General features: G+C 64.4%; 19 protein-coding genes. 13 read left to right on the plus strand and 6 right to left on the minus strand.

The window, feature by feature from the left end:
* Positions 1-41: 41 nt before the first annotated feature.
* From QM716_RS07635 to QM716_RS07660, 6 genes are all read left to right on the plus strand, one after another.
* Complete coding sequence (locus QM716_RS07635) at positions 42-1,442, plus strand: MFS transporter (RefSeq protein WP_283303972.1); 1,401 nt, start codon at positions 42-44, stop codon at positions 1,440-1,442.
* Between the two features lie 52 nt (positions 1,443-1,494).
* Positions 1,495-3,996, plus strand: a complete 2,502-nt coding sequence (nirB, locus tag QM716_RS07640; RefSeq protein WP_283303599.1) for a nitrite reductase large subunit NirB — start codon at positions 1,495-1,497, stop codon at positions 3,994-3,996.
* A gap of 90 nt (positions 3,997-4,086) precedes the next feature.
* Positions 4,087-4,500, plus strand: a complete 414-nt coding sequence (nirD, locus tag QM716_RS07645) for a nitrite reductase small subunit NirD (protein WP_230812643.1) — start codon at positions 4,087-4,089, stop codon at positions 4,498-4,500.
* Complete coding sequence (locus QM716_RS07650) at positions 4,497-5,657, plus strand: uroporphyrinogen-III synthase (RefSeq protein WP_283303600.1); 1,161 nt, start codon at positions 4,497-4,499, stop codon at positions 5,655-5,657. The genes nirD and QM716_RS07650 overlap by 4 nt, the downstream gene beginning before the upstream one ends.
* Entirely contained in the window at positions 5,644-6,393 is a 750-nt protein-coding gene (locus QM716_RS07655) for a sirohydrochlorin chelatase (RefSeq protein WP_283303973.1), read from the plus strand. Before QM716_RS07650 ends, QM716_RS07655 begins: the two co-directional genes overlap by 14 nt.
* Positions 6,338-6,985 carry a maleylpyruvate isomerase family mycothiol-dependent enzyme gene (locus QM716_RS07660; RefSeq protein WP_283303601.1) on the plus strand — a complete coding sequence of 216 codons (648 nt, stop codon included), beginning with the start codon at positions 6,338-6,340 and terminating at the stop codon, positions 6,983-6,985. The genes QM716_RS07655 and QM716_RS07660 overlap by 56 nt, the downstream gene beginning before the upstream one ends.
* A gap of 35 nt (positions 6,986-7,020) precedes the next feature.
* On the opposite strand, the gene QM716_RS07665 is transcribed toward QM716_RS07660, so the two are convergent.
* The gene (locus QM716_RS07665) at positions 7,021-7,788 is read right to left on the minus strand and encodes an 8-oxoguanine DNA glycosylase OGG fold protein (RefSeq protein WP_283303602.1); all 768 of its coding nucleotides are present in this window, start codon (positions 7,786-7,788) and stop codon (positions 7,021-7,023) included.
* A gap of 77 nt (positions 7,789-7,865) precedes the next feature.
* On the opposite strand from QM716_RS07665, the gene QM716_RS07670 reads away from it, so the two are divergent.
* Positions 7,866-8,444, plus strand: coding sequence for a hypothetical protein (locus QM716_RS07670; protein WP_283303603.1), 579 nt, complete (start codon positions 7,866-7,868; stop codon positions 8,442-8,444).
* On the plus strand, positions 8,441-8,839 hold the full coding sequence (locus QM716_RS07675) for a hypothetical protein (RefSeq protein ID WP_283303604.1): 399 nt from the start codon (positions 8,441-8,443) through the stop codon (positions 8,837-8,839). Before QM716_RS07670 ends, QM716_RS07675 begins: the two co-directional genes overlap by 4 nt.
* A gap of 20 nt (positions 8,840-8,859) precedes the next feature.
* Here the strand turns inward: QM716_RS07675 and QM716_RS07680 are convergent, their stop codons facing one another.
* The 3 genes from QM716_RS07680 to QM716_RS07690 are packed head-to-tail and all read right to left on the minus strand — an operon-like array spanning position 8,860 to position 11,751.
* A complete protein-coding gene (locus tag QM716_RS07680; RefSeq protein ID WP_283303605.1) occupies positions 8,860-10,605 on the minus strand; it encodes an NTP transferase domain-containing protein in 1,746 nt (581 codons plus the stop codon).
* Between the two features lie 50 nt (positions 10,606-10,655).
* Positions 10,656-10,952, minus strand: coding sequence for an MGMT family protein (locus tag QM716_RS07685; protein ID WP_003942322.1), 297 nt, complete (start codon positions 10,950-10,952; stop codon positions 10,656-10,658).
* A 10-nt stretch (positions 10,953-10,962) separates the two neighbouring features.
* Positions 10,963-11,751 carry an alpha/beta hydrolase gene (locus tag QM716_RS07690; RefSeq protein WP_283303606.1) on the minus strand — a complete coding sequence of 263 codons (789 nt, stop codon included), beginning with the start codon at positions 11,749-11,751 and terminating at the stop codon, positions 10,963-10,965.
* Between the two features lie 52 nt (positions 11,752-11,803).
* Here QM716_RS07690 and QM716_RS07695 point away from each other — a divergent pair, with 52 nt between their 5' ends.
* Together QM716_RS07695 and QM716_RS07700 are read left to right on the plus strand one after the other, a co-directional pair.
* Positions 11,804-15,166: an ATP-dependent helicase gene (locus QM716_RS07695; RefSeq protein WP_283303607.1), complete on the plus strand. Its 3,363-nt coding sequence runs from the start codon at positions 11,804-11,806 to the stop codon at positions 15,164-15,166.
* A complete protein-coding gene (locus QM716_RS07700; RefSeq protein ID WP_283303608.1) occupies positions 15,167-18,559 on the plus strand; it encodes an ATP-dependent helicase in 3,393 nt (1,130 codons plus the stop codon).
* Here the strand turns inward: QM716_RS07700 and QM716_RS07705 are convergent.
* The gene (locus QM716_RS07705; protein ID WP_230812662.1) at positions 18,556-18,957 is read right to left on the minus strand and encodes a DoxX family protein; all 402 of its coding nucleotides are present in this window, start codon (positions 18,955-18,957) and stop codon (positions 18,556-18,558) included. The two genes, QM716_RS07700 and QM716_RS07705, sit on opposite strands and share 4 nt — an antisense overlap.
* A gap of 168 nt (positions 18,958-19,125) precedes the next feature.
* Here QM716_RS07705 and QM716_RS07710 point away from each other — a divergent pair, with 168 nt between their 5' ends.
* Together QM716_RS07710 and nudC are read left to right on the plus strand one after the other, a co-directional pair.
* The gene (locus QM716_RS07710) at positions 19,126-20,193 is read left to right on the plus strand and encodes a potassium channel family protein (protein WP_230812664.1); all 1,068 of its coding nucleotides are present in this window, start codon (positions 19,126-19,128) and stop codon (positions 20,191-20,193) included.
* Positions 20,194-20,231: 38 nt separating this feature from the next.
* On the plus strand, positions 20,232-21,131 hold the full coding sequence (gene nudC / locus QM716_RS07715) for an NAD(+) diphosphatase (protein WP_283303610.1): 900 nt from the start codon (positions 20,232-20,234) through the stop codon (positions 21,129-21,131).
* 30 nt (positions 21,132-21,161) lie between these two features.
* On the opposite strand, the gene QM716_RS07720 is transcribed toward nudC, so the two are convergent.
* Positions 21,162-21,419, minus strand: coding sequence for a mycoredoxin (locus QM716_RS07720; protein WP_003942350.1), 258 nt, complete (start codon positions 21,417-21,419; stop codon positions 21,162-21,164).
* 103 nt (positions 21,420-21,522) lie between these two features.
* Between QM716_RS07720 and QM716_RS07725 the strand changes: the two genes are divergently transcribed.
* Positions 21,523-23,661, plus strand: a complete 2,139-nt coding sequence (locus tag QM716_RS07725) for an ATP-dependent DNA helicase UvrD2 (RefSeq protein ID WP_283303611.1) — start codon at positions 21,523-21,525, stop codon at positions 23,659-23,661.
* Positions 23,662-23,865: the final 204 nt, after the last annotated feature.

Below are 23,865 nucleotides of genomic sequence, written 5' to 3' on the forward strand. Positions count from 1 at the left end.
ACCGTTTTCTATCTTTGGGTCTCCAACATATTCAGGAGGCCCTGGTGAGTCATTACATCGAGCATTGGGATGCAGAGGACGTCGACGCCTGGGAATCCGGCGGCAAGGACATCGCGAAGCGAAACCTGATCTGGTCAGTGGTGGCCGAACACGTCGGCTTCTCGATCTGGTCGATCTGGTCCGTGATGGTGTTGTTCATGCCGACGGATATCTACGGCATCGACGCGGCCGGAAAGTTCTTCCTCGTCGCAGTGCCCACACTCGTCGGGTCGGTCCTCCGCATTCCGTACACGGTTGCCACCGCACGCTTCGGTGGTCGCAACTGGACGGTCATGAGTGCGCTGTTCCTCTTCGTACCAACACTTCTCACGCTCTACCTGATGATGAATCCGGGAGCGTCCTACACCACGTTCATGTTGGTGGCGGCCACAGCCGGCATCGGTGGCGGCAACTTCGCGTCGTCGATGACCAACATCAATGCCTTCTACCCGCAGCGCCTCAAGGGGTGGGCGCTCGGACTCAACGCAGGCGGCGGCAACATCGGTGTACCGATGATCCAGCTGATCGGCCTGCTGGTGATCGCCACCGTCGGTAACCGTGCTCCGTGGATCGTGTGCGCCGTCTATCTCGTGTTCATCGCGGCCGCTGCCGTCGGCGCTGCACTGTTCATGGACAACCTGGGCAACCAGAAGTCGGACCTGCGCTCGATGGCCAAGGCGCTGAAGTTCTCCGAGTCCTGGGTGATCAGCTTCCTGTACATCGGTACGTTCGGTTCCTTCATCGGATTCAGCTTCGCCTTCGGTCAGGTTCTGCAGATCAACTTTCTCGCCGGCGGTGCCACTCCGGCAGCGGCGGCCCTGCATGCAGCACAGATCGCCTTCATCGGACCGCTCCTCGGCTCGATCGCTCGCCCTCTCGGCGGCAAACTGGCCGACCGGATCGGCGGCGGCAAGATCACCATGTGGACGTTTGTCGCCATGGCGTTCGCGGCATCGATCCTCGTGACGGCCGGAACAATGGACGACAACACTGCGGGTGTCGCGAGCGCCGGGATCATGGTGACGTTCGTTCTCGGGTTCATCGCCCTGTTCCTGCTCTCGGGCATCGGAAACGGATCCGTCTACAAGATGATCCCGGCAATCTTCGAAGCGAAGGCTCAGAGCTTCGACCACATGGATCGCGGCGAAAAGGCAACATGGTCGCGCAGCATTTCCGGCGCGCTCATCGGATTCGCCGGTGCGGTAGGCGGTTTGGGCGGTGTCGGCATCAACCTGGTCCTGCGCGCGTCGTACAGCAGCCCCGCGAAGTCGGCGACCATGGCCTTCTGGGTCTTCCTGGCCTTCTACATCGCCTGCATCGCGGTCACCTGGTTCGTCTTCCTGCGCAAGCCGTCGACGCTGACCACGGACGTCGACGACACGAAGGTCGCCGTCACGGTATGACGACCGCTCCGCAGAATCTCAGAACACTCTCGTACCTCAGGAAGTAGGCGTCATGAGCAAGTCGGTTGTTGTCATCGGACACGGAATGGTCGGACACCGATTCGTCGAGGCACTGCGTTCGCGCGACGAAGCGAACAACTGGTCGGTGACCGTGCTCTGCGACGAGCAGTACGCAGCGTACGACCGAGTCGGGCTGTCCTCGTACGTCGGAGCGTGGGACCCCAAGGAATTGGCACTGGCCGGAAACGACTACGTCGGCGACAGCCTGGTCGATCTCCGGGTGGGGGAGGGCGCGCTCTCGATCGACAAAGACGCCCGCACAGTCACGACAACCACCGGCAACACGATCTCCTACGACGCTCTGGTGATGGCGACCGGTTCGTATCCGTTCGTGCCTCCCGTACCGGGGCACGACGGTGACGGATGTTTTGTCTACCGCACTCTCGACGACCTCGACGGTATCCGGGCTGCCGCCGACAAGGCGGGCCCTGGCGCTGTCGGCGTCGTGGTGGGTGGCGGTCTTCTCGGACTCGAGGCGGCAAATGCGCTCTCGCTCATGGGAATGACGGCACACGTTGTCGAACACAATGCGCGACTGATGCCGATGCAGGTCGACGAAGGCGGCGGCGCGCTGCTCGCCCGGCTTGTCACCGAGCTGGGGCTCACCGTCCACACCGGTGTCGGCACAGCAGGAATCTCTCAGGCCGACAACGGAATTGTGGTCGAGCTGTCCGACGGTTCCACCATCGACGCGTCGTTGCTCGTCTTCTCGGCCGGAGTCCGGCCGCGCGATCAGCTGGCCCGCGACGCCGGCATCGCGGTGGGTGAGCGCGGCGGTATCCTGACTGACCTCGGCTGTGTGACGTCGGATGAGAACGTCTACGCAGTCGGCGAATGTGCTGCGGTGGAGGGTCGTTGCTACGGACTGGTCGCTCCCGGTTACACGACGGCCGAGATCGTTGCGGACCGCCTGCTCGGCGGCGCCGCGGATTTCCCGGGCGCCGACATGTCCACCAAGCTCAAGCTCATGGGTGTCGACGTCGCCAGCTTCGGTGACGCGATGGCGACTTCGCCGGGCGCTCTCGAAGTTGTCCTCAGCGACGCGTCCAAGGGGACGTACGCGAAGCTCGTCGTCTCCGACGATGCGAAGATCCTGCTCGGCGGCATTCTTGTCGGTGACGCGTCAGCCTATGCATCGCTGCGCCCGCTGGTCGGTCGTGAACTACCCGGTGACCCGGCGGCGTTGATCTCGCCCGCGGGGGAGAAGCCGGGTGCAGGATCGCTGCCCGACGACGCCGAGGTGTGCTCGTGCAACGCGGTGACCAAGGGCGCCATCTGCGGTGCTATCGCAGCCGGTGCTTGCGACATCGCTTCGGTGAAAGCGTGCACGAGCGCCGGAACCACCTGTGGTGGTTGCCTTCCCACTGTCAAGCAACTGCTGGCCGATTCCGGCGTCGTGATGTCGAAGGCGTTGTGCGAGCACTTCGCACAGTCACGTGCCGAGCTGTTCCAGATCGTGCAGTCGACGCAGACCAGAACCTTCTCGGCGCTGATCGCCAAGTACGGCAAGGGAGCCGGCTGCGATATCTGCAAGCCGGTTGTCGCCTCGATTCTGGCGTCGACGGATTCCGATCACATTCTGCACCGTCAGCAGGCGTCGCTGCAGGACACGAACGATCACTTCCTGGCGAACATCCAGAAGAACGGTACGTACTCGGTGGTCCCGCGGATGCCCGGCGGTGAGGTCACCGGCGAACAGCTCATCGTCATCGGCGAGGTGGCGCGCGACTTCGGCCTGTACACGAAGGTGACAGGCGGTCAGCGCATCGACTTGTTCGGCGCCCGCGTCGAACAGTTGCCGGCGATCTGGAAGCGTCTGGTCGACGCCGGGATGGAATCGGGCCAGGCATACGGCAAATCTCTTCGTACCGTCAAGAGTTGTGTCGGTTCGAGTTGGTGCCGCTACGGCGTCCAGGACTCGGTGGGCATGGCCGTCGATCTCGAGAACCGCTACCGCGGCCTGCGTTCGCCGCACAAGATCAAGTTCGGCGTCTCGGGTTGCGCCCGTGAATGTGCCGAAGCGCGTGGCAAGGACGTTGGCGTCATCGCGACGGAGAACGGTTGGAATCTGTACGTGGGCGGTAACGGCGGACAGTCGCCCAAACACGCTCAATTGCTTGCCGGAGGCCTCGACGACGCGACCTTGGTCAAGTACATCGACCGCTACCTCATGTTCTACATCCGCACCGCCGATCGCCTGCAGCGCACTGCGCCGTGGGTCGAATCACTCGACGGCGGACTCGATCACCTCAAGGCCGTGATTTGTGAAGACAGCCTGGGAATCGGCGAAGAACTCGAGGCTCTGATGGCCAAGCACGTCGAGGGCTACCAGGACGAATGGGCTGGTGTGCTGGGTGATCCGGAGAAGTTGTCGAGGTTCGTCTCGTTTGTCAACGCACCGGAAGAAGCCGACCCGACGGTTGTGTTCGACGAGACCGGAGTGCGCAAGGTTCCAGTCCTGATGGGTATGCCGCGCATCCCTACGCGCCGGTAATAGTCGCGTAACCCGTGGGAAACACGGGGTCCGTAGAAACGTAGACAAGAACCCGCGCGACGTTGTCGCCGGATCGACAGGAGGACTTCGATGAGTGTCATCGATGCGCAGATCGCCAAGCTGGATTCGGATCGACTCGAATGGACGTCGGCCTGCCCGCTGAGCCATCTGATCCCTGGACGCGGGGTCGCCGTGCTTCTTCGAGGTGGCGAGCAGGTGGCACTGTTCCTGCTCGAGGACGGCACGCTGAGAGCCGTCAGCAACTTTGATCCGTACGGCCGCGCCGCGGTGATGTCGCGCGGACTCGTCGGCGACCGTGACGGTGAACCGATCGTCGTCTCGCCGCTGCTCAAGCAGGCGTTCTCGCTGGTCGACGGCCGAGCGCTGGACGACTCGTCGGTCGCGCTACCGGTGTACGGGGTCCGCGTCTGGGCCGGTGTGGTTCAGGTACACAGCCTACAAATGCAGGGCGTTCGCTCGACTGTCCCCGATGCAGTCTCGTGAGTGACGACATGCCGTTGGCTGGATTCACGGTAGGTATCACCGCTTCGCGCCGCGCCGAGGAATTCGCGACGTTGCTGACTCGTCGGGGAGCGGATGTCGTTCACGCTCCGGCGATTCGAATCATTCCACTCGCCGACGACCGCGAGCTCGAAAGGGTGACACAGCAGATCATCTCGGATCCCCCCGAGGTGGTTGTCGCGACTACCGGGATCGGATTCCGGGGTTGGCTGGAAGCCGCCGACGGGTGGGGTGAGGCCGAAAATCTCGGATCCGCGTTGGGCTCGGCTCGTCTGCTTGCACGCGGCCCCAAAGCCAAAGGCGCAATCCGCGCAGCCGACCTGCGTGAAGAATGGTCGCCGGCGTCCGAGTCGTCCGCCGAAGTGCTCGAACATCTTCTTGCAGAAGGAGTCTCGGGCAAGAGAATCGCTGTACAACTGCACGGTGCAACCACTGAATGGGAGCCGATTCCCGATTTCTGTCAGGTGCTGCGCGAGGCCGGTGCGGAGGTCATCGCGGTGCCCGTCTATCGATGGGAACAGCCGGAGGATCCGACGCTGCTCGACCGGATGATCGACGCCATCGCTTCAGCCGGAATCGATGCGGTCAGTTTCACCAGTGCACCGGCCGTAGCCTCGATGTTGATGCGAGCCGACCAAACCGGGGATCTCGGCGACATGCTCGACGCGATGAGGGGCCCGGTAGCAGCAATGTGCGTCGGTCCGGTGACGTCGGCGCCGCTCGAGGCATTGAACGTGCCGACCACGGCTCCCTCGCGAGCGCGTCTGGGGGCGCTCGCGCGTCACATTGTCGACGAACTCCCGCAGCGAGCCAACAAGATTCAAGCCGGTGAACACGAAATCAGTATTCGCGGAGGATGCGTGGTCGTCGACGGCGAAGTGAAGCAGTTGCCGCCCGCCGCGATGTCTCTGATCCGCACGCTCGGGGCCAGCCCTGGGCGAGTCGTCTCCCGCGACGAGCTTCTCGCTTCACTTCCCGGTGGTGGCGGCGACACCCACGCCGTCGAGACCGCCGTCGCCCGGTTGCGCGCGTGCCTCGGTGCCCCCAAAGCCGTTCAGACCGTGGTCAAACGAGGCTACCGACTTGCCCTCGACCCCGGTGACTATGCACAGAATTCAGGTGACTATGCAACGCGATGACGATGTACTCGTACTGGTAGCTCACGGCACGCGTAGTGCACGCGGCGTGGAAATGGTTGCCGCGCTTGCTGAAGCCGTCGGCAAGCGCGTCGGGCGTACTCGCGTTGCATTCGTCGATGTGCTCGGTCCGTCACCTTCGGAAGTTCTCCGGGACACTCCAGGGCGAGCGATTCTCGTACCCGCTTTCCTGGCGTCGGGTTATCACGTCCACACCGACGTTCGACGCGAAGTTGCGATAAGTGAGCACGCGGCCGTGACCGTGACGCCTGCTCTCGGACCCGATCCGGCTCTGGCGCGGGTACTGCTTCGACGATTGGCCGAAGTGGGGTGGAATCCGGGTGACGCGATAGTGCTTGCTGCTGCCGGGTCCTCCGATGCCCGCGCGCTGAGAGACGTCGAGCGCGCTGCGCTGATGCTCGCCGAAGTGGCGGGAAATCGCGTGGATATCGGATACATCGCAACTGGAGAACCGAAGGTAGCCGATGTTGTTGCAGCAGCACGCGTTCGCGGCGCGAAGCGAGTTTTTGTCGCCTCGTACCTCCTCGCTCACGGACTGTTTCACGAGAGGTTGCACGTTGCAGGAGCTGACGGTGTCACCGAACCGCTCGGAGTCGACCAAGGAGTGGTGGACCTTGTCGTGAATCGGTATGAGAGTGCGCGAGGGGAACTAGTATCGCTGCATGACGTCTCACTCCGTAACACCGACGTATGCCGACCTGGTCGCAGCGGTTCGTGAATCCGACGTCAAGGCACAGGCTCTCATCGGTGAACTGACCGAAGATCAGGTACGTGAGCCGTCCGGGCTACCCGGATGGAGCCGCGGGCACGTCGTCACCCACCTCTCGCGCAACGCTGACGCGCTGGGCAGATTTGTTGCCGGAGTGCGCAGCGGCGAGTCGGGGGAGATGTACCCCGGGGGACCGGACGCGCGCAACGCTGCAATCGACGAAGGTGCCGATCGCCCGGCCGAGTTGTTGGCACTCGACTATCGCTTCTCGGGAACGAGACTGGTCGACGCATTGGCTGACCTCCCGACAGATCGACTGGACACGCCGGTTCCGTGGCGCAAACCTGTCACGGCATTCGATCTACCGATCCTGCGCTGGAACGAGATCGAGATTCACTTGCTCGACCTCGACATCGGTTACACCTGCCACGATTGGCCGGCCGAGTTCGTGGAATTCACGCTCGCCAGTCAGTTGGGCGCACTCGAGACGGCTGTTCCTGGTGTACGAGTGCCGTCACTGTCCGACGCGGAGACCTTGGCCTGGTTGGTCGGGAGGCCGACGAGAGTGGGGCTGCCTACCCTCCCCGCCTGGCCGTTCTGAGATACAGCCGTTCTGAGATACAGCCGTTCTGAGAGTTAGAAGAGGGTGGGGGCGCTGACGTCGTTGCGTGCTTGGGCCAGTCGCGCACTCCACCGCTTCACCAACCACATCTCGACGATTTCGGGTTGGGTGCCGGCGGCATAGGCCCAACTGTCGAGCAGTTCGCAGTACCGGCGGTAGCGACGCGTCGTGAATCCGGTGACGGAAGGATCCTCGAGCCAGCCCTCGTGGATGAGCGTCGAGACGCCGTATTGGTCGATCATCTGAGCGCGTCGGCCTTCGTCCTGTACGCCCACCGCCCACATGAATGCGGCCATCAGCGATACCCCGACGCCGGGGGTGAGTGGCCACCCCGACCAGGTGTCGCGCCGAACGACCGGCATGGACTTGTTTTTCGAACAGTGATCGAGAATGGCCGTGATCTGGGTCAGCGGATCCTCGTCCTCGCGGTGATGCGGATTGAAGACGTTGGGGAACCGCCGCGTGAACCGTCTGCTCTCGTGCGAGCCTTGCCAGGCGGCGCAGAGGAACAGCAGTCCGAGACCGTCGTGCTGGGCGACGACGAGGTCGCTCGCCGGGCGAAGGTCGTTGCGTTGAACGATGGCTCGGCCTTCGGTGATCACTTTGCCGTCCAGATCGCGCCCGCGCAGGCTGATCGTGTGGCCGGCATCCTTCAGGTGTGCGTTCCACCAGTCCAGGTCGACGGTGGCTTCGTCGTCGAGGACGTGCAGTGGAAAGGTGCGGGAGCGGCACCACTCGACCAATGCGTCCGGCGGTTCGAATCCTTCGTCGACACGATTCATGGCGCGATGATCCCACGAGTCGCCGACAGAAACACGGTCGACCTGATCGAACCGGACACTCGCGGTACGCTCCGCTCATGAAATTGGCGTCCTCGCCGGTGCGGCCGGTGCTGTGGATTGCGGCCCTCGCCCTGACAACCACGAGTCTGAGCGGATGCATCGGTGCCGTCGACCGGATGGATTTCGAAGATCAGATGCGTGAACGTGGCGGTGGGATGACGTCGGATCTGGTGCGGAACGGGTTCGACAGCCTCGCAGAGCGATACGGCGTCGACGCGGTGACGGTGACCAGCGTCGACATCAGTCCGGTCGAGACGCTCGGCGTCACCGTTCGAGACCCGGGGAAGCCGTCGCAGCTCGACAGGTTCTCTTTCGACGGCGTGATTCTCGGTGAGCCGAGCCCCGTGCAAGTGAGCGTCACCGAAAATCTTGATGCACGATCGTTCACGTTGGATCAAGTGCCGGCATTGGCGAACGTCGAGAAGTTGGTCGACGATGCGCTGGCGAGCAGCGGCATCGACGAGGGTGAAGTCACCGGGATCTCGGTCAGTCGCACCGAGGCGATACACGCCTCCGTGATGGTGAAATCCTCACGATCGCGGGTACTGGTGGTCTTCGGCCCTGACGGAATTCCCTTTCTGGTGCAGCCGCTGTGAGCCGCCGTATCGTTCCGTTGGTCATCTCGGTAGTGGTGATCGTGGTCGTGGGAATCTTTGCCGCACTGTTGTCTTCGGTGATCTGGCCCGGTCAGGTTGCCCAGTTGGCGCCGATCTTCTGTGACGATCCGACACCGAGCGCAATGGTCGTCTCGGATACCTTTGCCGACGACGACGGTACGTCCACCAATTTCACCCTGTATTGCGTCGGACCGCGCGGTCAGACCGTCGATGCCGGTTGGCTGCTGCCGTTCGTGGTGCTGTGGGGCGTGTATTCGCTGGTGCTCGCGGTCGTTGTCGCCGTGATCGTGCTGGCGGACGCCGGCCGGCGTAGGCGCCGGAACAGTCTCGGGGGCAGTCATGCCCCAGTTGCGTCGTCCTACCAGGAGTTCTGACCGTTGGGTGCTTGTCCCGATCAGCCTGGGAGGAAAACCAATTCGGCGGCGGCGCCGTTCTGTGCGTGTGCCGGCACGAGTGCAAACGCCGAGCGTCCGATCAACCCTGCAAGGTGCGCGGTACGCACGGACGGATCGGCTCGCCAGCGACCGTCGGGGGATTGTGTGACCGGAAGTAGGCGTACCGCATCGGAACTCACCGCAGCAGCGTTCTCGATGATGCCGAGCAGAGGCGGTGGCGGCTCCCGCCCGGTCAGGGCGGCCACGACGGTAGGCAGCATCGTCAACAGGGTGGTCACTGCGGCGTAGGGGTTGCCGGGGAGGCCGAGAACCACCCGACCGTTGGGCAGGACCGCCGTTATCTGAGATCCACCCGGGCGCGAGGCAACTCGGCCGACGATCGTGCGAGCGCCGAGTCGATCGAGCGCACTGCGCATTTCGTCGGCAGCGCCGCCACCCGTCGCACCGATGACAACAAGCAGGTCCAGTTCAGTCGCATCCGCGAGCACACGCTCGAAACTGTCTGCGGTGTCGCGCAGGTGCGAATTCGACTCGCACCGTGCGCCGTTGCGTTCGAGCAGGTAGGGAAGAATTCCGCCGACGGAGTCGCGGGTCTGACCTTCACGCAGTGGACCGGTTCGCCGGATCTCGTCGCCGGTGACTATCAGGCGTGCCCGGACCGGACCACGGACGAGGGCGTCGAAGACTTCTCCGCTGGCAGCCGCCGAGATTACCGACGGGGTCACCGCGGTGCCAGTCGGGGCGATCGTGAATCCGGTGGTCCAGTCTTCCCCTCGCGGGCGAGCGTCGTTGCGGTACGGTGCATCCGGCAGTCGTCGCAGTATACGAGATGGCTCGTCGAGGGACAGGTACTCGTCCCGAATCACCGAGTTGGCACCGGTGGGCAGGTGCGCTCCCGTGGCAATGCGGATCGCTTCGCCTTCGCCGAGTTCGAGTTGCCCGTCGGCGCCCGCGATGCGGATCTCGGTGCGCACCCGCCACGGGCCCTCGCCGGAGACGGCGTACCCGTCCATCGCCGAGACATCGGATCGAGGAAGATCACCCAGGGCGACGAGAGGCTGCGCGAGGGTCGCTCCGAGACTGTCGGCGAGGTCGGCCCGGTGCGGGGACAGCGGTGTCAATGCGTTCGTGATGGCGGTGCGGGCTTGCTCGATCGTCAGGCGCGGATGGCTTCGCGCGCGATCGATGTCCGCCGGTGAGTCGCAGTCGGTGGTACCAGCCACACGCAGGGTCGAGAACGGTTCGGTGACAATCGCTTTCATCGGTTGATTCTCGAGCCCTGCGCCATCGCGCAGTGCTGAGAGGCGCTCTCGGAGTTCACGAACGGTCCACGCGGAGAACAGGAATTGGGTTCGGTTGTTCTCGTCCACCGCGCACGTCACCGGATTGTCCGTCGACGTCGCAGCGATCAACGCGTCGACTGATTCGGCCTCGATGTGTGGTAGATCGGATGCCAGCACGACCACCAGGGCGTCTTCAGCTAACCCGGTCGCGGACAACCCCGCCCAGATCGCCGCAACAGGTCCAGCTCCGACCGGAGATTCCTGGGACTGGGTGATGCGCGCATCCAGTTCGGGTCGATGTGGACCGACAACGACGACGGTGTCCAGATGCGCCGTCGCTGAAAGCGCGATGTCGAGGAGTCTGCGGCCGTGCACGAGCAGGCCAGGTTTGTCGACACCACCCATTCGGGTCCCGCGACCACCCGCCAGAATGACGGCGGCGGTCGGCGGCGTGGTGGTCATGCCTCCATGCTGCCCCATCGCCGGGGTGACGGCGACCGGTGACACGTGAATCAGAAGTGATACCGAGCTTTCTTCAGGTCGATCCGACCGTCCTTGATCGGCACACCTTCGAGTTCGAGCTTGGCGATCTGACGATGAGCCAAGTGCGCCGACGGTTTGCCGGAGGCACCGAGAACCCGATGCCACGGCAGGTCGGCAGAGTCGGTCCGCATGATCCAGCCGACCGTGCGAGCGCTGGAAAGTCCTGCGGCGTCGGCGATGTCGCCGTACGTCGCCACGAAGCCGGCGGGAATCGACGCGATGAGTCGCCTTACCTCTTCGATCTGCTCTTCGGTGGTGGCCGCCATGTCGGTTCCTTCAGAGCACGCTGCGAACGAGGGCGGCGACTTCGTCGGCCCGCACGTGCGGGACCATGTGGTCACAGTCGAATGCGACACTGGTCAGATTTTCGCCGAGGCGTTCGGTGAGCGCTGAGCGGAACTCGTCGGTGACGTACGGAGGGTGGACTTTCATTGCCTGAACCAGCACGGTCGGCATCGATGACGGTGGCAGCACGATCGGGCGAGCGAGTTCACCCCACCCGGTCACGATCGCGGGGGTGGACAGGCGCCAGTTGACGCGTCCGTTGCCCAGTTGGATCAGGTGCTCGGCCATCTCGATGTCGAGATCCGGGGTGGGAACCTCACCCCACGAGCCGTGAATCTTCTCGGAGTAAGCCTCTGCCGCATCGGTGTAATCCGGTGAGCCGATTGTGAGTTCGGCCACTTCCTGCATGAAAGTCGGATCCAAACCGATCGCCGGGTCGAGCAGGACGAGCCCACGAACGCGTTCCGGTGCGGTGGCCGCGAGGTGCAGCGCCAGCATTCCGCCGAACGAATGCGCGACGATCACCACCGGTCCGGTGGCATGTTCGTCGAGTGTCTCCAGCAGGCTCGCCACGTGGGATTCGATGTTCCACGGGGGAGCCCAGGTCGAGCGCCCGTGACCGCGCAGATCTGGCGAGATCCAGCGCGCTTCGGGCAGTTGGTTCTCGGCCATCGACTGCCAACGCCGGCCGTGACCGGTCAGGCCGTGCAGCGAAAGGATCTCCGGCGCCCCGACGGGTCCGTAGAGATACGTATGGAGGGCAGACACACGAGCAATCATGCCGGATGCAGGCGATGCATGAGTTGTCGGTGCGCTCTGGTGGAATGCCTGGGTGAGTGAGACGGCAACACGCAGCAAGGTCACCATTCCGCGGGCGCGGTTGGTGCACCGAACTGCGCCGTCTCCGCTACCTCGAACGTGGGACGAAGGGACGGCACGGCTGTTCGCTCCGCCGTCGGAGGATCCGTTCCAGCTCGCGTTCGGCTCGGCGTCATTCGGCTCGGCGGCTGCCTGGAATCCCTGGCAGGTACTCGGCAGCCCTGGAACCGGCAAGACGTCCCTTCTCGTGGATCTGGCAGTACAGAAGATCTCCGGTGGCGAAGATCCTGAGTCGGTCCTGGTGCTCACCCAGTCACGCCGGGCAGCGACGCAGGTCCGAGAGCAGATCACAGCCGGATTGCTCGGGTACGAACAAGAACGCGGACCGCAGGCAACTCGTGAGCCGTTGGTCCGCACCGTTCACTCCTACGCCTTTGCCGTTCTTCGGCTTCAAGCCGCAGCACACGGCAACGCGCCGCCACGCCTGATCACCGGCGCCGAGCAGGATTCGGTGCTGCGAGAGATGTTGCGTGGCGACATCGAAGACGGTGCACTGCGGTGGCCGGAGCGCCTGCGACCGGCTCTGGGCTTGAACGGCTTTGCCGTCGAACTCAGAGACCTGATGCTGCGAGCCAACGAACGCGGACTCGGCCCCGAAGATCTGGTCAAGCTCGGCAAGAAGCGCGGCCGACCCGAGTGGGTGGCGGCGGGCCGGTTCGCCGAGGCCTACGAACAGGGTGTGCTGTTGCGCGGAAGCGTCGGCGTCGAGGCTCCGGAGGCCACGGCGCCGGCACTGGACGCAGCTGAGTTGATCGGCGCCGCGCTGACCGCGTTTGCCACCGACCCCGAGCTGCTCCGTTCCGAGCGCGCCCGCATCCGGCACCTCCTGGTCGACGACGCGCAACACCTGGATCCTCAGGCAGCGCAACTGGTTCGACTGATCGGAACCGGAACCGCAGGCACTGTCGTCGCCGGCGATCCCGATCAGTCCGTCTTCGGGTTCCGCGGTGCGGATTCGGCGTTCCTGCTCGGACTCGCCGAGCGCGGAGACGAGCGTCAAATCATCCTGCCCACCACGTTTCGAAACAATGCCGACGTCGCGTCGATCTCGGCCAAGATCGCTGCGCGGCTGCCCGGCAACCTTGCTCACCGCATCGCGGTTCCGTCCGATCTCACCGATGAGGACCCAGGACGGGCATCGGTGCGTGTTCTCGGCACGACGGCCAAAGAAGCGGCAGTTGTTGCAGATACCTTGCGCCGGGCGCATCTGCTGGACGGGATTGCGTGGTCCGACATGGCCGTCATCGTGCGGTCGGTCCCGCGCACCCTTGCGCCACTCCGTCGGGCGCTGCTCGCAGCGGGGGTGCCCGTCACCACTGCTGCCACCGAATTGCCGCTCGCCAGGCAACACGGAGTGTCCGGCCTGCTGCTGGTCCTTCGGGCGCTCGGCGGCGATCAGTTCACCGGCGACGACGCTCTGGCCCTGATGGCCGGCCCCGTCGGCGGCGCCGAACCGGTCACCTTGCGCCGGTTGCGTCGTGGTCTGCGCCGCGTCGAGTTGGCGTCGGGAAGTGATCGGGACTCGTCGGAGTTGTTGCGGCTGATCCTGATCGACGAGGATCGTGCGCAGTCCAAGCGGCTCATGGGCAAACTGACGGACGTCGAGGCTGCCGCCCTGAATCGAGTGCTGTCGGTCCTTCGCAAGGCCCGGGTACCTCTCGAGCGTGGTCTCGGGGTCGAGGAAGTTCTGTGGGCGGCCTGGCAGGCGACGGGACTGGAACGGCGCTGGGCGGCTGCGTCGGCGCGCGGGGGACCTATCGGCTCACAAGCCGATCGCGACCTGGACGCCGTCGTCGCACTGTTCGACGCGGCCGCCAGCTACGTCGACCGGCTGCCGCGTTCGCAACTTGCCGGCTTTGTCGACTACTTGACCAGCCAGGAGATACCGACCGACTCGCGGAGCCGATCGGTCATCGCTCCCGACGCCGTCACCGTGGTCAGCGCTCACGCCGCAGCGGGTCGCGAATGGGCGGTGGTGGCGGTGGCGGGTGTGCAGGAGGGGCTCTGGCCGAGTTTGCGGGCACGCGGATCGCTGCTGCGTACCGAAGCGCTGATCGACCTGGTCAACGGAGTCTCCGACGGCAGTGACTCGGCCGCCGAACGACTCTCCCGAACCGCGCCGCTGCTGGCCGAAGAACGCCGGTTGTTCTTGGTCGCCTGTAGCCGTGCTCGCCGCCGTCTGCTGATCACCGCAGTCGAATCGGCTTCGGGGGACACCGATCTGGTGCCTTCGCGGTTCGTGGACGAATTGATCCGTGGTGATGTGTACTCGGACGACCCGACCTCCGATCTCGACGTCGTTGCACCGGAGACCGGAGATACCCGTGTTCTGTCGCTGCCGGCACTGGTCGCACAGCTTCGCAGTGTGGTGTGTGATCCCGACATCGCGCATTTCGACCCCGAGAAGCATTCCCGTGCCGCCCGCCAGTTGGCGCGTCTCGCTGCTGCCGGAGTACGAGGCGCGCATCCGGATCAGTGGTACGGCACAGCCGAGCCGAGCACCGCTGCTCCCATGTGGCAACCCGAGGACGGACCGGTATCACTCTCGCCGTCCACCATCGAGCTTCTCGAAACATGCCCTCTCCGATGGGTGTTCGAGCGTCATGGTGGCAGCGACGGAGACAACACTCACGCGATCGCCGGCACCCTGGTCCATACTTTGGTGCAGGCACTGGCCGGCCGGATTCCACCGGACCAGGTCGAGAAGGCACTCGAAAATGCCTGGGAGTCGATCGATCTGGGTTCGCAGTGGTACTCGCGCCGCGAACTCAATCGAACGCGCGAAATGCTGGCGACGTTCACCGCCTGGATGAACGCAACTCGCGGTGAACTGACCGAAGTCGGCGTCGAGGTCGCGGTGGAGGGGGTCCTCGAACCGCGCGAAGAAGGAGCGCCTGCGGTCAAGCTTCGCGGCCGGATCGACCGGCTCGAGCGTGACGCCGAAGGACGCCCGGTGGTCGTCGACGTGAAGACTGCGCGAAATCCCGTCAGCAACGAGGCCGTGCAATCTCACGCTCAGTTGGCGGCGTACCAGGTCGCAGCGGCCGAAGGTGCGATAGCAGGCGAACCGGCGACACAACCCGGCGGCGCACGCCTGGTATTCGTGGCCAAGTCCAACAAGAAGGACGGTGCGGCGCAGCGAGTTCAGCCGCCGTTGACTGCCGAAGCAGTCGAGATGTGGCGAGATGTCATTCACAATGCTGCGGCAGCGACCCAAGGACCCGAGTACCTGGCCCGGGTCAACGACGGATGTAGACATTGCCCGGTGCGTTCGAGTTGCCCGGCACACGACGAGGGACGACAGGTGAGTAACTAAGTGGCTGCCGCGACGCAGAAGGCACGCCGACCGAAGATCGACCCTGTCGACCTCGCGGTCGCGCTCGGTCAGCACCCGCCGACGCCGGAGCAGTCGGCAGTGATCGCCGCACCGCTCGGTCCGACATTGGTGGTCGCCGGCGCCGGTGCCGGTAAGACCGAGACGATGGCTGCTCGCGTCGTGTGGCTGGTGGCCAACGGCTTCGTCGATCCCGAGGCCGTCCTCGGATTGACCTTCACGCGCAAAGCGGCGCAACAGCTCACGTCGCGAATCCGCAAGCGCTTGGCGCGGCTGGCGGGTTCGGACGTTCTGCGGGCACTCGACCCGACCGGCGGAGTGCGTTCCCGGATTCTGGCCGGGGAACCCGAAGTCAGTACCTACCACGCGTACGCGGGACGGTTGCTGTCCGAGCACGGACTGCTGTTGCCCATCGAACCTTCGGCGACGTTGTTGTCCGAGACCGAACTGTGGCAGATTGCGCACCGCGTGGTGAGCGGCTGGGACAGCGATCTGGACACCGACAAGAATCCGGGGTCGATCACCGAAACCGTTCTGGCCCTTGCCGGTCAGTTGGCGGAGCATCTGGTCGATCCCGAGCAGCTGCTCGAGGCGCACACCGAGTTGGACAAGCTGATTCACACTCTGCCTGCCGGTCCGAAACAGCGAGGTGGACCGAGCAAGGAATTACTGAACTACCTTGATGTGCAACATAAACGGATCGAACTGCTGCCCCTCGTGGCCCGGCTGGGGGAGACGCTGCGGCGTGAAGGAGCACTGGACTTCGGAAGTCAGATGTCGCTGTCGGCGCGGGTCGCTTCCGAACATCCCGAGGTCGGACAGACCGAGCGTGAGCGCTTTCGGGTAGTTCTTCTCGACGAGTACCAGGACACCGGTCACGCTCAACGAGTGTTGTTGTCGTCGTTGTTCGGTGGGGGAGCTGACGGCCGGTTGGCGTTGACGGCCGTCGGCGATCCGATGCAGTCGATCTACGGTTGGCGCGGCGCGTCGGCGGCCAACCTGCCACGGTTCGCAACCGATTTCCCGCTCGCCAACGGAAAGCCGGCTCCGACACTCGAACTGCTCACCAGTTGGCGCAATCCGCCGGAGGCTCTCGAGTTGGCAAACCTGTCTTCGGCGCCGTTGCGTCGACGCGGTGTGGCCGTCAGCACTCTTCGTGCTCGGCCGGGAGCCGTCGCCGGAGATGTTCGACTGGCGTTGCTCGGTGAAGTCGAACAGGAACGTCAGTGGGTGGCGGAGAAGATCGCCGAAGAATACGAGGCGGCACGTACCGAAGACCGCCCGACGCCCACGGCAGCGGTGTTGATCCGCCGAAACGCGGATGCTGCCCCGCTGGCCGAAGCTCTGCGGTCCAAAGGTTTGCCGGTCGAAGTGGTCGGACTCGGTGGGCTTCTGCACACACCCGAGGTGGCGGACGTGATCGCGATGCTCCGGGTGGTCGCCGATCCACTGGCAGGCAGCGCAGCGGTTCGGCTACTCACCGGCGCGAGATGGCAAATCGGGGCGAAGGACCTCGCCGCGCTCGCACAACGCTCCCGCGAGCTCGCCATTTCCGCGGGATACGGAACGGCAGGTGCGGTCACCGACGCCGAGGCGCTCACCTCTGCGGTCCACGATGCATTGCCGGGGGAGAACGCCGAGCAAGCAGGTTTGGTCGACTCGATCTCCGATCCAGGTCCGGCAGAACGCTATTCAGCCCTCGGGTACACGCGCATCAACGCGATAGCGGCAGAGTTGGCGTCATTGCGTGAACGTATCGGCCAGCCGCTCACCGAATTGGTGGCGGAGGTCGAGCGGGTGCTCGGTATCGGAATCGAGGCGGGCGCGCGGACCCGAGTCGGTGTCGTCGGGACCGCAGGTCGCGAGCATCTCGACGCGTTTGCCGACGTCGTCGCCAACTACGCGACCCGTCCGACGGCCAATCTGACCGGGATGCTCGCATTCTTCGCGGCCGCCGAACAGATCGAAAAGGGCCTCACTCCGGGCGAAGTGGAGGTGGCGCCGGATCGCGTGCAGATCTTGACCGTGCACTCGGCGAAGGGTCTGGAATGGGAAGTGGTGGCGATCCCGCATGTCAGCGACGGGGTGTTCCCCTCGTCCACCGCGTCCGGGTCCTGGCTCGGTGCTCTCGCCGAACTGCCACCGTCGTTGCGCGGTGACCGGGCCGTCGACGCGGATTCGGCGGACGGTGTGCCCGTGCTCGACCTCGAGGAGTTGTACAACCGCAAAGACCTCGAGAACGCGATAACGGCACACAAGAAGGCACTGTCCAACCGTCGACTCGACGAGGACCGGCGGTTGTTCTACGTCGCGCTGACCAGAACCGAACGGGCACTGTTCATCTCGGCTCATCACTGGGCAGAATCCGGTTCGGAACCGAAGGGGCCTTCGGAGTTCCTGGACGAGCTGCATCAGATGGTCACGGCCGAAAACGACGCCGGCGAAGAAGGCTCACACGGTGCGATCGGCGTCGTGGAGGAATGGGCGCCGGCACCGGAACCCGACTCCGACAACCCGTTGGCCTCCACGCCCCGCACGGCGCAGTGGCCACCCGATCCGCTGGGTGCGCGCCGCGGGGCCGTCGAGGCGGGAGCCGCGAGCGTCCTGTCCGCTCTCGCATCGCTGCCGCAAGGCACTGAAGAGACGGAAGAACCGGAGGACGATCCGGAAAACTGGGCTTCGGACGTCGACGTTCTCTTGGCCGAGCGCGAAGCCCGGGCAAACGCGCGTGCCGAAGTGATTCTCCCGGCGCAGCTTTCGGTGACTCAGCTCGTCGACCTCAAAGCCGATCCGGACGAACTCGCGGCACGTCTGCGTAGACCACTGCCGTACCCACCGAATCCGCTCGCTCGGCGCGGCACGGCTTTTCACGCCTGGATCGAGCGAAGGTTCGGTGCGACCCGGCTGTTGGATCTCGACGAACTACCAGGTGCCGCGGATACCGGGGCGGGCCCCGAGACCGATCTGGTGAAACTTCAGGATGCATTCCTGCGGTCCCCGTGGGCCAATCGCAGCCCGATCGAAGTGGAGGTTCCCTTTGAGACTTCTATCGCGGGAACGGTTCTGCGGGGCCGGATCGATGCCGTGTTCGCCGATCCCGACGGCGGGTGGACGGTGATCGACTGGAAGACCGGTGCCGAACCTTCGGCCGCCAACGAGGACGCGGTTGTCATGCAGCTGGCCGCGTATCGAGTGGCCTGGGCCGAGTTGATGTCGGCCAGAGCTCGTTCGGCGGGGCGCAACGAACAGTTCCCGGCAGACAAGGTGCGCGCGGCGTTTCACTACGTGCGATCGGGTCGCACCATCGCCCCCGAGAACCTGCCGGACGGTGAGGCCCTCGCGCACCTCATCCGAACGGCGGGGGCGCAGGACTAGCTAGCGTTTCGACGAGCCTTGAGCGCTTCGGTCACCAGTGGAACCTGCAGGGGGAGACGTGCGATCGAACCGATCTTCTGCGGTGTGGACGTCTTCGGGCTTCGGCACCAGTCGATCGCCATCTGGATGTTGGCGGGGAACACGGCAACAAAGAGCGCGGCGGCAAGGCCCGCGCCGAGCTTGCGAGTCTTCGGCACTGCCAAGGCCGCGCCGATCGCCAATTCCGCGACACCCGACACCTGCGTGTAGGTGCGTGCTTGGCCGGGAAGCTGGCGGGGAACGGTGCTGTCGAAGAACGAGGGCGCTACAAAATGCATGGTTCCGGCGCCGAGAAGGATGGCCGACAAACGAAGAGCGGCTGCTTGGCTGGGAGTGGACGTCGAACTGGTGAAAGGCATTTGCCCAGCCTGCCTGACGGTGGCTCCACTTGCCAGTGCCGGTGCCGGTATCGGCGCCACTACCGGCGCGCTATTCGGCGCCCGAGTTCCGAAGTCGATCTTCGAGGGTTACGCTGCCTGCCGATGTCCGTGTAGGTATTTCGTAAGTTCGAGTGAGAGAGTCGATGTATGGCCGGTAAGCTCCGGGCGCGTTTGACCAGGTCGGAAGCATTGACCGATCAGCCTGACTTCGCCCTAGTCGGGGTGCTGCGAATACCCCAGCTGCAGACCAGTCCAGCTCGGGCCATCTACAAGCGAGTTCTCATCGCGTTGAGTGCTCTCGGCGCCGCCGTGTTGATCGTGTACATCGATCGTGCGGGCTACCGTGACGCTCAGGACAACGAACTTTCCCTGCTCGATTGCATCTACTATGCGACGGTTTCGCTCTCGACCACCGGCTACGGCGACATCACCCCGTTCACGCCGTCCGCGCGCCTGGTCAACGTCCTGTTGATCACGCCACTTCGAATCTTCTTCTTGATCGTGTTGGTCGGCACCACACTTTCAGCTCTGACCGAGAGTTCGCGTCAGGCGTTCAAAATTCAGCGTTGGAGGCAGCACGTGCGTAATCACACCGTCGTCGTCGGATACGGCACCAAGGGACGTACGGCAATCGAAGCCATGCTCGGGGACGGTGTGCCGGCGTCGGAGATCGTGGTCGTCGACACAGATCAGGCCGTACTGGATTCCGCTGCCAGCAAGGGGTTGGTGACGGTATTCGGTTCGGCTACGAAATCGGACGTACTTCGGTTGGCAGGCGCACAGAATGCGTCGTCGATCATCGTGGCAACCAACCGCGACGACACCGCAGTGCTCGTGACGCTGACAGCTCGGGAAATTGCGCCGAAGGCCAAGATCGCCGCAGCCATCCGTGAAGCTGACAATGCGCATCTCCTCCGTCAGTCCGGCGCAGACTCGGTGGTCGTCTCGTCGGAGACAGCCGGCCGACTCCTCGGCATCGCGACCACGACGCCGACCGTCGTGGAGATGATCGAAGACCTGCTGACTCCGGAAGCCGGATTCGCGATCGCCGAGCGTGCCGTCGAGCGTGACGAGGTCGGTGGCTCTCCGCGTCATCTCTCCGACATCGTGCTCGGAGTCGTTCGCGACGGCCGTCTGGTTCGCGTCGGTTCGCCCGAGGTGGACGCCGTCGAAGAGAACGATCGCCTGCTGTACATCCGGCGCGTCACGAACTGAGTGCTACCGAGCTTCGTGCGCGCAGTAATGTCGTGAGCGTGAACGACTTCCAGCTGACCGAAACACCTCTGCTCTCACGTTCGAGCGTCGGCCGCGCCGAGGAATTGCGGTCGGATGCCGCCGCGCTGACCACGGGTTGGGCGGATGCGCTGCTCCTACGTGTGAATTCACGGGGTCAGGTCAGGGTGTCGCCGGAAGGTCAATTGGTCTTCGCCGAGGCAACCGAACTGGGTCCCGCACCGGTGCGCGGTGCGGTGTTCCTGGGAATTCGCGAGAATCGCCACGTATGGGCGGTGCGGGTGTCGCTGCTGACAGGCACGTTGTCCGAATTGCGGATGCTTGGCGGAACACTCGACGACGCGGACGCCGGCCTGTTGACCGGTGCCGTCGCGATTCTCAACTGGCACGACAGTGCCGGATTCAGCGCTATCGACGGCGCACCGAGTGAGCCCACCATGTCCGGCTGGTCACGCATCTCCACGTCCACTGGCCACGAGGAGTTTCCCCGAACCGATCCGGCGGTCATCTGCCTGGTGCATGACGGCGGCGATCGAGTTCTGCTCGCGCGTCAGCCGACCTGGCCGCAGCGGCGCTTCTCGATTCTCGCGGGATTCGTCGAGGCCGGGGAGTCGCTCGAAACGTGTGTTGTACGCGAGATCAAGGAAGAGGTCGGTATCGACGTGCACAGCGTCCGATACCTCGGCAGCCAGCCCTGGCCGTTCCCCCGCTCGGTGATGTTGGGCTTCGCCGCAATCGGGGATCCCGCCGCTCCGCTGCTGTTCGCAGACGGCGAGATCGCCGAGGGCACCTGGTTCACCAAGGACGAGGTGCGCGCCGCTCTCGAACTCGGCGACTGGGGTTCGGAAGCGGACGCACCACTGCTGCTACCCGGATCGATCTCCATCGCCCGCGGAATGCTCGAGAGCTGGGTCAAATAAGGGCTGGGTCAAATAGCAGCCTGAACAGAGCTACAGACCGAGGGCCTGCTTGACCTGGTTGAGCGACGGGTTGGTCGCGACGCTGCCGTCGCCGTACTTCACGGTCGGAACGACGTGATTGCCACCGTTGACGCTGCCGACGAAGTCGGCTGCTGCTGGATCGTTCTCGATGTCGATCTCGGTGTACTCGATCCCCGACGCGTTGAGCTGCGTCTTGAGGCGGCGGCAGTAGCCACACCACGTAGTCGAGTAGATGGTCAGGGCAGGCGCGTTTTCGGTAGAAGTCACGGCCGATATAACACCACGACGCCGAGCGTTGTTCCGTATCGGCCCGTGTTCTCTTGCCCACATACCGTCGGGCGCGGCGAATGGCGTGTCGGAACCTCCTGCCATGATGGTGCCCATGCCTGCGGACACCGGACTGGATCCAGAACAATCGGCCGCCGTGCTCGCGCCACGCGGCCCGGTGTGTGTCCTCGCGGGCGCTGGAACAGGCAAAACCCGCACCATCACGCGCCGGATCGCGCATCTGGTTGCCGACGGTCATGTCTCGGCCGGGCAGGTGCTTGCCGTGACATTCACAGCTCGTGCGGCCGGCGAAATGCGTGGACGGCTTCGTGAGCTGGGGGTTGGTGGGACTGGGCCGCAGGTACAGGCTCGCACCTTTCACGCCGCAGCTCTTCGTCAACTGAAGTACTTCTGGCCGCAGGTGATCGGTGACACGCCGTGGCGTCTGCTCGACCGAAAGTTTGCGGTTGTCAGCAGTGCCGCAGCTCGTGTGGGATTGTCCACCAGCACTGAAAGCGTCCGGGACCTCGCCAGCGAAATCGAGTGGTCCAAGGCCTCACTGATCGCGCCGGAGGACTACCCACGCGCGATAGCCAAGATTCGTCGCGAGGCGCCGGTCGATGCCACCAAGGTTGCCCAGGTCTACGCGGCATACGAAGAGCTGAAGGCACGTGGCCAGGACGGTATGCTCCTGGATTTCGACGATCTACTACTTCACACCGCGGCTGCGCTCGAAGAGCATTCGACGGTTGCCGACGAGTTCCGCGAGCGGTACCGCTGCTTCGTGGTCGACGAGTATCAGGACGTCACCCCGCTTCAACAGCGCGTGCTCGACGCCTGGCTCGGCGACCGCGACGATCTGACCGTGGTGGGCGATGCGAATCAGACCATCTACTCCTTCACCGGCGCCACCCCGAACTATCTGTTGGACTTCTCCCGCAAGTTCCCCGAGGCGACTGTCGTCCGGCTCGAACGCGACTACCGCTCCACGCCTGAGGTCGTGTCGTTGGCGAACCGCGTGATCGGTGCGGCGCGCGGGCGGATCGCCGGGACGCGTCTGCAGCTGATCGGGCAACGCGCACCGGGGCCCGAGCCGGAGTTCATGGAGTTCGACGACGAGCCGGCCGAGGCGCTCGGCGTTGCGCGGGCGATCAAACGGCTGATCGCGGCAGGCACCCCCGCCGCCGAGATCGCTGTTCTGTACCGGATCAATGCCCAGTCCGAGGCGCACGAGCAGGCGCTTACCAAGCTCGGCATCCCGTTCCAGGTGCGCGGTGGAGAGGGCTTCTTCACCCGCACCGAGGTCCGTCAGGCAGTGGCAGCGCTGCGCCAGTCCGCTGGACGCGACGACCTCCCCGAAGGCGCAGACAACGGCGAAGCGCTGGTCTCACTCGTTCGCGCTGTACTCGCGCCGCTCGGCCTGACCAACGAAGAACCTTCGGGTACGCAGGCACGCGAGCGCTGGGCGTCGCTCTCGGCTCTCGTGGCGCTGACCGAAGAACAACTCGTCCACGAACCCGAACTGACGCTCACCGGGCTCCTGCAAGAGCTCACGGCCCGAGCCGAGGCGCGGCACCCACCGACAGTGCAGGGCGTGACGCTGGCTTCGCTCCACGCGGCCAAGGGACTCGAATGGGATGCGGTGTTCCTGGTCGGCCTCAACGACGGCACCCTGCCGATCCAACACGTTCTCGGCGACGCCAATTCGGGCGCCGACGACGTCGCGGTGGAAGAAGAGCGTCGGCTTCTCTACGTGGGGGTGACCCGCGCTCGCGAGCATCTGCAGCTTTCGTGGGCATTGGCTCGCAATGAGGGTGGACGCAAGTCCCGTCGCCGGTCGAGGTTCCTCAACGGGCTCATCCCGGAGGACTCGCCGGCCTCGCGCGTCGCCGCGCCGTCGTCGGGGAACAAGAAGCGTCCGCGCTGTCGCGTGTGCGGTAAACCGTTGATCGGGACGTCGGCGACAATGCTCGGGCGCTGCGAGAAGTGCCCGTCGAATGTCGACCTGGAATTGCTCGAACATCTCAAGGCTTGGCGACTGGACAAATCCCGTGAACTCAAAGTTCCGGCCTATGTCGTCTTCAGCGACAACACACTGATGGCTATTGCCGAACAACGACCACAAGACAATCGCGGACTGGTCTCGATTCCCGGAATCGGGCCGAAGAAACTCGACAATTTCGGCGAAGACGTACTTGCTGTCATTCGCGGCGAACTGCGAGCGGCAACACTCGATATCTGACAACACATCTGAATCGACAACCGTGAGTTACATAACCGCAGGTCAAAAATAGGTTGTGCAGATTCGACAGATTCTCTACTCTGGTTTTCAGTGTTACGGGGCAACCTGTGCGCAGAAACTATCCGGACCGACACGAAATGGAGGTGGCAAATAAATGACGAACTTGATCTCTTACGAAGCGTGCGCAAGCGCAAAGTTCGCAGT

Origin of the sequence: Rhodococcus sp. IEGM 1409 (genome assembly GCF_030056735.1) — a bacterium.
GTDB lineage: Bacteria > Actinomycetota > Actinomycetes > Mycobacteriales > Mycobacteriaceae > Rhodococcus_F.